Genomic DNA, 11341 nt, shown 5'->3' on the forward strand with positions numbered 1-11341 from the left:
AGAGGCTTATATCGATAGTTGTTATCTCTAATCAAAGGCTTGTGCAACGGTTACCTTTGTTTAAAGTAAATTTTTTGTTGAGTTAACAAATTTCAAGGAAATATTTAATCATTAAATAGTAGTTAAGAATCAAATGGTTAACGAATGCATATAATATTCTTTTAATTACGTATTCACTTGCGTTTTCGTAACGAAATACTTATCTATTTTACCTTTCCCTTTTGCTTGTATTTTACCCCTAGGCGTAAAAGTGAATTGAGGATTGTCTTTTAGTAGTTCATAAGTTTGTTCAGGTTAAACTCCAAATCTGTAAATTTTTCATTTATTGTTTTATCCTTTATCAAACTGAGTTTATTGGTGTTTTTTAAATTATTATAGGAGTTAAAGGTGGGTTTGTTGCTTTGTAAGTCCCATACTGCGGTATTAAAAAGTGAACCGGTAATTATTATAGCACTATAAAGTATGCTGTTTCGTAGAAACACCAAGGATGCTTATCAGTTTTATTTTAATCGTAACTTCTTCTAAAATAATAAGTTACGATTGTATCTTTGCTATTTAAATTCTCTAAAAGGCTCTCTAAAATAGCTTTTTCCTCAATATTTTTTTTCTGTTCTCGTTCCAATTATTGATCTGTAATGCAATCAAAATCCCAATTACCACTAGTACAATTTCGCCTAGGGCGTATTTAAAGTAATTGGTGGTCTTGCCTTCATTAAGCAAGTTTTGGCGGATTTTATGGAAGAATTTAATCATTGTTCTTTAGGATTTATAATTCGTTTCTAGATAATTGATTATTCCTTGGGCCTGTTGATCTAGGTACTTTACTTTGTATTCAAAGTACGTAGCCGTGCTTCCAATGAAGCGGCATAACGGCAGTATGCGTTGATCATTTAAAATTGCTTCATAAACTTGTTTATGGGGAACCACAGGATGCTGGGTTGGAAAAAATTTTCGATGTTCTGAATTCTTGAACAATTCATATTTCAATTGTCTCAATTCTAGCCTTACCGGGTTGGCAGAATTCGTGAAATTGATGGATATATCATTAAAGTTGTCGTAAAAATTCTGCAATAAATTCACCAATTCTTGATCATTTAAATCGGACATCATCCCATTCGTGCTCAGATAATCCCAAGTGTTGTTCCGTTGGGTGAAAATAGGGGTGGTGGTAAAGGAATTGAAATCCATTATGAACCGTAAAGAATCCTGTATAACTTTTGATTCCGATTCCATGATTGGTATAATGTACTTGGCAGCTTGGTTTTGTTCGGTCAAATCTTTTAGGATTGCCTTAATCTGTAAATCATTTTGACGCATATCCAACAATACCGCCTGTATTTTCGTCCTTATCTCCTTTTTGTATCTCTTATTCTCGTTCCAATTGTTGATCTGTAATGCAATCAAAATACCAATAACCACGAGTATTATTTCACCAACAGCATATTTAAAGTATTTGGTTGTTTTGCCTTCTGTGAGGAGATTTTTGCGGATATTGCGGAAGAATTTGATCATCTATGGGTAATTTTATTCAATTTCGTTTTCAATTAATTTTACAATGGTTTTTATTTTTTTCCTGTAACCATCAGATTCCCAGTTAAGACCCGTGTTCAGAGTTACAGCACTTGCAAGAATCCCCTCCAACTTTTTATCCGATAATATCTCTTCAACAGCAGGTAAATTTTTAGAACCAGTTATATTAATATCTTCTATCATTGTTTTATCGTTTAGGAACGATAGGTTATCCGGACTTAAGAAAAAACTGATTTGTATATTTCGAGAAATACCCAAATCTATTAAATGCTCAACTATTATATTTCTGTAAATGTCCACCCATTCAGATTCTTGGTCTTTAAAATCGACTATGCCAGATGAAAATGTAGTGAGATAGTGCCTTAAAGAATCATTTCTAATAAGCTGCAGGTTTTCGGCTGTCATTATTTCATTATCTATTGGGTCAAAAGTTGGGGCAAGGATAAGGGGACTCAAAATTGCAGTAAGTGTATCCATAGTAACTACTGTTTTTGTATCCATTAATTCAAGCGCTCTTTTTGAGCCTTTTATGATGAGTTTTCGCTGATGCATTTTATCTTCAAGTTGGACAAGGTTATCTTTAAACTGGCTTAGCAATTCCACTAAGATTTTTTGCTCTTTAGATCGCTCCTTACGTAACTCGTTCCAGTTGTTTATGCTCAAAGCAATCAAAATTCCAATAACTACGAGCACAATCTCGCCCATGGCGTATTTAAAGTATTTGGTGGTCTTGCCTTCATTTAGAAGGTTTTGGCGGATTTTGCGAAAGATTTTAATTATTCTGTAGTTCAGTTTTGATGATGTCTTTTAACGTAATAGTTTCTATGATAAGTTGCTTATCTGTTTTTCGTTACTACAATTATTAATGCCCAGTGCCAAAAGGATTCCTAAGACAACCAACACAATTTCACCAATCGCATATTTAAAGTATTTGGTGGTCTTACCTTCTTAGAGAAGGTTCTGGCGGATTTTTATAAAGAATTTAATCATATTTAGTTGCTTTCATTGGCTTTTAATACCCGTAACAGATTACCACCAAGTATTTTATCGATGTCTTTTTTGTTATATCCTTTATCTACCAAGACCTTTGTAATTTTTGAATAATCGGTTACATCATCCAATTGTTTTGGGGGTTGATAGATGCCGTCAAAATCAGAGCCAATTCCTACATAATCTATACCCACGAGATTTATTACGTATTCTATGTGTTGAATAACGTAATCAAAAGGTGCGCGAAGTTCATAGGATTCATCAGTATACTTTCTGTACATAGCTTCTTCAGCGTGGTATAACAACATTCCGGTTATTACGAGGGAGTCTATTTCTTCTTTGTGCTTTTCTAGAAATGCCAATTCCCTTGGTTCTACGGAAGGGTCTATAAACCCTGAATTAAAATTGATCTGGATAACGCCTCCATTTTTGGCGACCGCTTTTATTTGATCGTCCTTTAGATTTCGTTTGTGCGGACAAAGGGCGTACACCGAACTGTGAGAGGCGATAACAGGCTTTTTGGTGGTTTCTATAGCATCGTAAAAAGTTTGCTCGCCAACATGGGAGATATCTACCATTATTCCCAAAGCATTCATTTTTTGAACCACTTTTTTACCAAACGCTGTAAGTCCTTTTTTTCCTTCGGAATTATTTAAGCCTTTTGGATTCGTTTCATCCGAAGCACTGGTTGCCCAAGGTGTAGAATTGTTCCAAGTTAAAGTAATATACCGTACACCACGATTGTACAGTGCTTCCATTTTGTCCAGATCATTTTCAAACTGATGACCGCCTTCCAGCCCTGAAAATGTAGCTATTTTATGCTGCTTCACCACTTTTAGAAGTTCTGTGGAATTGGTGACTTTTACTATTTTATTAGGATTTCGTTCTATAACGGCATCCAAACTATCTAGTTGCCGATTGGCAAATGCATATGGGTTGGGTTGGTCACCATCGCTCCAAACCGAGAAGAACTGCACGTCCACACCACCTTCTTTCATCCTATTAAGGTCGCTGTGGGTGATACCCTTTAAATCGGTATCGAAAACAAAATCCTTTTCCATAGTTTGAGTAAGAAAATCGTTGTGTGTATCTACAAAAGTTGCTTTGTCATGCATTTGTTGATAGCGCTGGGCGCTTAGTTGCAACGTTGCAAATAAACTGAAGAGTAGTAATTTGGTTTTCATTGTATATACGTATTTAATCATAGTTTTTAGATCCAGTTGCTTGTAGAATGTCATCAATCAGAAAATCCGTTTCATCTAGTCTAGAAATAATTTGTTGATGTAGCCATAATGAATTGTCCAATAAATTTTCAAATTCAATTTTTTGAAATAAAGGATAATAGCTAGGCTTTACTTTGGAGGTTCCTGCCCATTCATAATTGGCATTACTGTCCATTTCCCTAAAAGAAATATGCGATAACAAAAAAGGTAAAAAATGCTCGTTATTCCACGAATCTAGTTTTGCGAAGCGTGTTTTCCTAATTTCGGTGAGTGAATTCCAATGGTTTAAGAGTGCGGTGATGGAGTCGTTTTCAAAAAGGTTGAGACGGCCGTTTTCTACAATGCTATTAACTGCATTGTCCGCAAAAGCTAGCTCATTAGAAGGGAAGGATAGAAATAGTAAACTATCTAAATTATGACTTAATAAATCTTCTTCTGTGGCGCCAACTAGATTTATCAAATTCATTGCGGATTTAATAGCTCGTTCTTCAGCAATTCTAAAGTTTGCCACGACCTTTTTATTGGATTTAAACTCCACATGTAGCTTGGAAAGTAAATCTCTTTTTTCAAATCCGTTAAGTCGGTCTTGGTTCCAATGGTTGATAGATAAAGCAATCAAAATCCCAATGACTACCAAAATTATTTCGCCCACTGCATATTTTAGGTATTTACCGGTTTTGCCTTCATCTAGAAGTTTTTGGCGTATGTTTCTAAAAAGTTTGATCATGCTTTGGTAGTTGTTTTTTAGGTAATTGATATTTTAAAATATGTGTGTTACTTTTTCTTTATAAATACTTCTCCCATAATGTTTAATCGGCTCGATTTACCGGCTTCGTTAAGGTCAAAATTTACTTTTAATTTCTTATAAAAACGGGGGTCCTTATTGGTAATGAAAGTGTCATAGTGCCAATGTTCTGCACTATAAGTTATAAATTCATTAAAGTTGATTTGCAATTTGCCGTTAAGCAACGCCACTTGTACGCTACCTAACATCTTGTTCTTATAAGTACCCTCATAATCTAACAATGGCAAGCTTGGCTTGGTGTTTTTTACACGTTCGGCTTCGTCTTTCTTTACTTTCTCAATTCCTTCTTTTTTAAAGCCTTGGTACAGATTAAAAACCTCTGTATGCCAATCTCGACCATCATCGTTAAAAGCGAACAAATCCATCGTCTTGTACATAATCGCATGCCGTAATTCTGCATGGTCTAAGTTTGCAAAAACATAGACCGCCAAGTCTTTGTCATGTATAATACCTGCAAGGGCTATCAAACCAAACAGGCTACCGGTATGAAAATCTAACTTATGCCCTTTGTAGTCTTGTTGAAACCATCCCAGCCCATACGTGTTCCAATTGGGTTTGGTCAAGGCATTGGTGGGGTAGGTTCCCGTAGTACCCAAAAAGGAATGGGGCTCAAAAAGTTTTTTGAAGGTTTTAGGTTGTAGCAACGTATCCGATTTGAATACTCCATCATTCACTAAAAAAGTTAAGTAATTACCCATATCGTGTGCCGTAGAGCATATCATTCCCGCGGGACCTATTTGATCGGAGAATCCGTAATCTACTTCTATTAGTCCCTCTTCCATATCATTCAAATAAGGGGTTACATAGTTGCCCGCCTTAAAAATATTGGCTGCTATGGCCTGTGTTCGAGTCATCTCTAAAGGATTGAAAATGCGTTGCTGTACAAATTCGTTCCACGGTTTTCCGCTGGCTGCGGCAATAACTTCACCGGCAACGGCATACATTATATTTTGATAGGTAAATCCGCCGCGTAGGGGATAGGTCTTCTCAGCAAACTGAAATCTTTGAATCGTTTCCTTTGTAGAAAGACTGTCCAAAGTCCATAGGGCATCCGCATTTCCGATTCCTAAATTATGGGTTAACAAATCCTTTACTCGGGCATCTGCCGAAATGTATACATCGGAAAGTTTAAAATAGGGAACATGGTCTGTTACTTTATCATCCCAATTAAGTTTACCGTCGTCCACCAACATCCCCATGGCAATGGCAACGATTGCTTTGGTTGTAGAAGCCATGTTGAAAAGGGTATTTTCATCTACTGCCTCTTTGGTCTTCAAGTTTTTAACCCCGTATGCTTTTTGAAATACCACTTCGCCATCTTTTACAACGATTGTAGCTAAACCAGGAACTTTCCAATCTTTCATTCCTTGAACAATCATGGCATCCAGTTTTTTGTTGGGCGTTTTTTGTTGGGCCGAAACGCCTAAAACAACGAAGAGAGCTATGGAAATACATTGCAAATATTTTCTGGAATTCATTATTTACTTTGTTTTGATATGTTATTCATTCTTTTTAAAAATATAATGACCATAGACTTGATCCGTTTCTAAAATCCCATCTTTAATGTCAATGGTGGTATTGCCATCTATCCAAGTATGATTACCAATATAGGTAGTCAATGTGTCTATATTTCCATCTTTGTTGGACTCAACGGTAATCGCATCGGTAATCGCTTTTACCTCAATGTTGTTGTTTCTACCTCTGATCTGACCAGAATAGGTTCCTTCAACTATAGTTGGGTCAAAATCTAATTCAACGGCCTCATATTCTATTTTATCCAACAGTTTCCACATCAGGTTGTTTACAAAAAATTGACCTCCATGGGGTCCAGTAGTATTGGTTAAACAGATGATATAAACATCTTCTTCCGGAAAATATACGGTCTGTGACAAAAATCCATTAATCCCACCGCCATGGCCAATTTCTTGGTTTCCATAGTTGCTAAAATTAGTAAGGCCCATGGCATAGCGTAGGGGAGTACCATCTTTTAGAGTTTTCGGGGTGATGAGTTTTTGGTATTGTTCTTTCGTAAGTAATTTTTCGCCGTGTAGCGCTTTCATCCAAATCAGTAAATCTTCGGTAGTACTACATAGGGAACCAGCGGCATAAGGCCACGTATGGTTCAGATACTGTTTTTGGTTGAGACCATCTGGGGTATAATCATACCCATACGCCTTGTTTTTAAATACTTTACTGGTGGAACAGTAATGCGTATTCTTCATGCCAAGAGGCTCAAAAATTTTTTCTTTTAGATATTCTTCATAGGTTTTCCCTGTAATTTTTTCGATGATAAGCCCTAAGAAGAAGAAAGCGGAATTGTTGTAAATCAATGCTTCACCTGGTTCGAATAAAAAGTCTTTCGTTTCTAATATCCGCAATAAGGAGTCCCTCGGTAATTCTTGGGGAATAAGGCTTCCAAATTCCTCTATTTCGGTATAACTGGCAATACCCGAGGTGTGATTGAGTAATTGGTCAATGGTCACTTTTCTTCCTTTCGTATCATAATCCAAATACTTCGTAAAATCATCCTCCAGATAAAGTTTACCGGCCTCTACCAATTTTAGGATAGCGACCGCGGTAAACTGTTTGGTCACAGAACCGATTTCAAAAATCGCATTCTCGGGCATGGGCATCTCTAGTTCTAAACTGGCCTGGCCATATGTTTTTTTAAGCAGGGTTTTACCTTTTTGATGCACAAGAATGGCACTACCCGCAATTTTTATACTATCTATACTAGACTGAAAAAGAGAGTCCGAATACACTTCTAAATCTGAAATAGGAGCTGTGTGGGCATTTTCTTCTTTTTTGCAGCTAAGGGCGATTATAAGCGAAAAAAGCAATAGCCATTTTGATATGTTCATAGTTTTCTTTTTACTTTTTATTTATCCCAGTCCATCCCGGCCCACGTACCACTTTGCCTGGGGTAGCGCCTGTGTGTTCACCTTCCTTTAAAACCTGCGCTCCGTTTACAAAAACGTGTAGCATGCCTTCCGAAAATTGAAGGGGTTCGTCAAATGTGGCTTTATCGATAATGGTGTTGGCATCAAAAATGGCCAAGTCTGCATAATTTCCCACGGCCAAAGAACCTCGTCTTTTTATCTTTAAATTGGATGCAGGTAGTCCGCTCAATTTATAAACTGCTTCTTCCAAGGGAATTACTTTTTCATCACGGACATATTTGCCTAAAAGGCGGGCTACATTGCCATAAGCTCGTGGATGGTTACTGGTTTCAAGAAAAACTCCTTCTGGAGCCGAGGAATCAGCATCGGAGCCAAAACTCATGTAGGGAAGGGCCAGTTGTTTTTTTACATTTTCTTCGGACATTAAAAAATAAACCGTTCCCACACGGCTACCATCCTGTACAACCAGGTCCATAGCCGTTTCTTCGGGGGATTTATTGCGTAGTTTAGCTACTTCGGCCAATGACTTTCCGGTCAAGTATTTTAGGCTGTCATTTTTAAATCCGATCAGTAGGATTTTATCATAAGACCCAGTTGCCAATAATAGATTTTCCCATTCATCTGTAGGAATCGTCATCTCTTTGGCAACCTTCTTTCTGATTGCAGGGTCTTGCAAACGCTCCGCCCATTTAGCATACCCACCTTCTTGTACCCAAGGTGGCATAGAAGCATCAAGCCCAGTAGCTCCAGCAGTATAGGTATACATATCGGTTGTAATCTCTAATCCGGCTGCTCTAGCAGAATCAATTTTCGAGACTACAGCATCGTATTTGTTCCAATTATTCTTACCGGCCATTTTTAAATGATACACTTCCGCTCGAATATTAGCCTCGTCGGCAATTTGGATCAATTCGTCAAGACTTTCCAAAAGTTGATTGCCCTCACTGCGCATATGCGAAATGTACATGCCATCATAATCGGAGGCTACTTTACATAACGCTATCAATTCTTGGGTGTCGGCATAAAAGCCAGGAGCATATATTAGTGAAGAACCAATACCCATAGCTCCTTCTTCCATAGCGGTTTTGACCATCGCCTTCATGACCTCCATTTCTTCCTCGGTCGGGGCGCGGTCTTCAAAGCCCATTGTGTTGATGCGTAGCGTTGTAGCTCCTATAAAAGAAGCAATATTGGGAGAGACTCCCTTTTCCTCAAGAAATTGTAAATATCCATCTAGTGTTTCCCAAGTAATATCATAATCGATGTTACCATCTCCAATCCCCTGTACCGCTTTTTTTGATGCTTCGGTCAGAGGTCCCATTGACCATCCTTCTCCAAAAACCTCCAAAGTAACCCCTTGCCGAATATCACTTTGCGATTTTCCATCCTCTATTAATGATTCATTGGCCCAGCTAAGCATGTTTATAAAGCCAGGAGCAACAGTCAAACCAGTGGCGTCTATCTCTTTTAATCCTTTGGCATTTTCCAAATTTCCAAGGGCAGCAATGGTATCTGCATTGATACCAATATCCCCGTGAAATATAGGTTTACCCGTACCATCAGCGATTTGGCCATTTTTAATTAGGATGTCAAACGATTCGGTGTTCGAACAAGATATAATTAAAACTAAAAAAATAATAGAAGTAAAGTAATATAAGGTTTTCATCAGGAAGTTGGTTTAGTGTTTTTTAAATTAAATGGTTTTAATGAATTTAAAAGTTGAACAATATTTTTTATAGAAAACGATATAAATTTTCTAACCGAGAAAGCATATTAGCGGCTACCTATAGGGTAGTTTAGAACAGTCTAAGTACTCCATAGTACACTGAAGTTACTAACAATAGGATAAGACTTATTGCCAAAAACCGAATGGATCTTTGTACGTTTCTGAATTTCCAAGCCGCAATTTTAGAATTGATATAAATTTGTTCTCCCAATTGTTCAAAAACCTGTTGCTCATTTAAACTAACATCGTAGAATTTTTTCGAGAATTCTTTGATGGTACCAAACTTGGTGATGACATCTCCGAAATAGAATACATTGTCACTATAGTCGCTTTCCAATTTTGGAATAAAACACCGTACACTATAAAAAATGGAGATGGTGGTAGCCACAAACCAAAGTCCGATAAAGACATAGAACAGTATGGTATTGGAAACAGAATGCATAACAGGTGCTGCACTTTGATAAATGAAGTTTAGGATAATACCGTAAAAGGAGAGTATAAGTCCCGCTTTAAGCTCAGAAGCTTTTATTAAGCTAAAAACATAATTAATGGCACCCCAATAGTGATCCACCAATTCTTCTGCATGGCCCTTAGATTCAAGCTCGTCAAGTAATCTTTTTTCAAAAGCGGATAGTATATGCTGTTCTTCTTTTCTTTTGCTAGTTTTTTTATTTTTAGGTAGTACTGGTTTGGTCATGTTTTAAAATTTAAAAGCTCTTATAAATTATTCTAATACGTTAAAGACTGTAAGTGGTTGCGCTTTGTTTTTCATAGAGATACTACCTAAATTCTCACATTTAAAAGCCTCTTTTACTTTTTCATAGCAATTTTCACATATAACAATCTGATTTTCTTTTGCGGCGTCTTGTAATCTGGCAGCTGTATTTACGGTATCTCCAATTACGGTATAATCGAGTCGTTTTAAGGTTGCAGAGCCGATATTTCCCGAAATCATTTCACCACTTTTTATACCTATGGATACCTTGGGTTTAAAATTCTCTTTATTTTCAACATTCGGAAATCCGTTGACTTGGTTTCTTATGGCAAGAGCGGCATCAATGGCACGGTCTAAATGGTATTTCCCTCTAAATACGGCCATTACAGCATCACCAATAAATTTATCGATTATTCCATCCTGTTCCATAATTTCTTTCACCATAGCGTCGAAATAGGTGTTGAGCATGGTTACTACGACATCGGGACTCGTAGTTTCACTAATCTTTGTAAAACCACAAACATCTACGAACATTACGGTACCCTCGATACTTTCATTGGCCATAATTTTAGATTCATATTCTTGGCCACCCATAAAATTAAGTACGTTTTCGTCTACGTACATTCTTAGAATATTATTCTCCTTTATCGCCTGCAAGGTTTTGCGAATTTCTCTAGCATGTTTTAAGGTTTTCTCCATGGTCAAGGTAAGATCTTCAAAGTTGATGGGTTTTGTAATGAAGTCAAAAGCACCACGGTTCATGGCAACACGAATATTTTCCATATCACCATAAGCCGATACGATCACCGATTTGATCAACGGACTAGATTCATGCAGTTCAGTGAGTAGTGTAAGGCCATCCATCTCGGGCATATTGATATCACTTAAAACAATATCTATTCCTGGATTCTCAACTAATTTCTCTAGTGCGTCACGACCATTTATTGCAAAAACGAATTCATATTCATTCTGCCGAATTTGTTTTCTAAATTTTTGTTTGATGAGTATTTCTAAATCCGTCTCATCATCTACTACCATTATTTTTGCCATAGTCTTAGGTTAAGGTTATCAGCTTATCTTTTAAAAGTGAAAAGTCTAATGGTTTGGTAAGGAAATCATCGGCACCAAGGTTTTTTGCCATTGTTCTATTTTCATCATCACCATAGGCAGTAATCATCATGACCATTAGTGGTGGTTTTACATAATTTTTTTTTATGTTTTCCAATAATTCTAGTCCGCTCATTCCCGGCATATTAATATCAGATAAAATAAGTACTGCTTCATGTTTCATGGTTTTCATGATTTTTAGTGCATCTTCCCCAGAATAGGCAAAAACAAATTCTAGTTCTTCTTTGCGTATTTCTTTTCTAAATCGCTGTTGAAACAACACTTTTACATCTTGTTCATCATCTACAACTAATATTTTCATAATCTGTTTATTTTGTATTTTTA

Annotated in this window: 10 protein-coding genes and 1 pseudogene; all 11 read right to left on the bottom strand. The window is 36.8% G+C overall.

Going from position 1 to position 11341, the window contains the following annotated elements; translation table 11 throughout:
- Positions 1-603: 603 nt before the first annotated feature.
- Positions 604-753 (bottom strand): annotated as a pseudogene (locus tag AACZ49_RS17515) (DUF6090 family protein); the annotation flags it as partial.
- A gap of 6 nt (positions 754-759) precedes the next feature.
- Positions 760-1512 (bottom strand): DUF6090 family protein, encoded by a 753-nt coding sequence (locus AACZ49_RS17520; RefSeq protein WP_339657443.1) that lies wholly within the window; start codon positions 1510-1512, stop codon positions 760-762.
- 12 nt (positions 1513-1524) lie between these two features.
- On the bottom strand, positions 1525-2235 hold the full coding sequence (locus tag AACZ49_RS17525; RefSeq protein WP_339657445.1) for a DUF6090 family protein: 711 nt from the start codon (positions 2233-2235) through the stop codon (positions 1525-1527).
- A 287-nt stretch (positions 2236-2522) separates the two neighbouring features.
- Positions 2523-3704, bottom strand: a complete 1182-nt coding sequence (locus AACZ49_RS17530; protein WP_339657447.1) for a dipeptidase — start codon at positions 3702-3704, stop codon at positions 2523-2525.
- A gap of 13 nt (positions 3705-3717) precedes the next feature.
- Entirely contained in the window at positions 3718-4470 is a 753-nt protein-coding gene (locus AACZ49_RS17535; RefSeq protein ID WP_339657449.1) for a DUF6090 family protein, read from the bottom strand.
- A gap of 47 nt (positions 4471-4517) precedes the next feature.
- On the bottom strand, positions 4518-6026 hold the full coding sequence (locus tag AACZ49_RS17540) for a serine hydrolase (protein ID WP_339657451.1): 1509 nt from the start codon (positions 6024-6026) through the stop codon (positions 4518-4520).
- A gap of 21 nt (positions 6027-6047) precedes the next feature.
- Entirely contained in the window at positions 6048-7409 is a 1362-nt protein-coding gene (locus AACZ49_RS17545; RefSeq protein WP_339657453.1) for a serine hydrolase domain-containing protein, read from the bottom strand.
- Positions 7410-7419: 10 nt separating this feature from the next.
- The gene (locus AACZ49_RS17550) at positions 7420-9114 is read right to left on the bottom strand and encodes a D-aminoacylase (protein WP_339657455.1); all 1695 of its coding nucleotides are present in this window, start codon (positions 9112-9114) and stop codon (positions 7420-7422) included.
- A 130-nt stretch (positions 9115-9244) separates the two neighbouring features.
- On the bottom strand, positions 9245-9871 hold the full coding sequence (locus AACZ49_RS17555; protein WP_339657457.1) for a Pycsar system effector family protein: 627 nt from the start codon (positions 9869-9871) through the stop codon (positions 9245-9247).
- A 27-nt stretch (positions 9872-9898) separates the two neighbouring features.
- Positions 9899-10939: an adenylate/guanylate cyclase domain-containing protein gene (locus AACZ49_RS17560; protein ID WP_339657458.1), complete on the bottom strand. Its 1041-nt coding sequence runs from the start codon at positions 10937-10939 to the stop codon at positions 9899-9901.
- Between the two features lie 4 nt (positions 10940-10943).
- Entirely contained in the window at positions 10944-11318 is a 375-nt protein-coding gene (locus AACZ49_RS17565; protein WP_339657460.1) for a response regulator, read from the bottom strand.
- Positions 11319-11341 lie beyond the last annotated feature (23 nt).

The organism is uncultured Maribacter sp., from assembly GCF_963975365.1.
Classification (GTDB): Bacteria; Bacteroidota; Bacteroidia; order Flavobacteriales; family Flavobacteriaceae; genus Maribacter.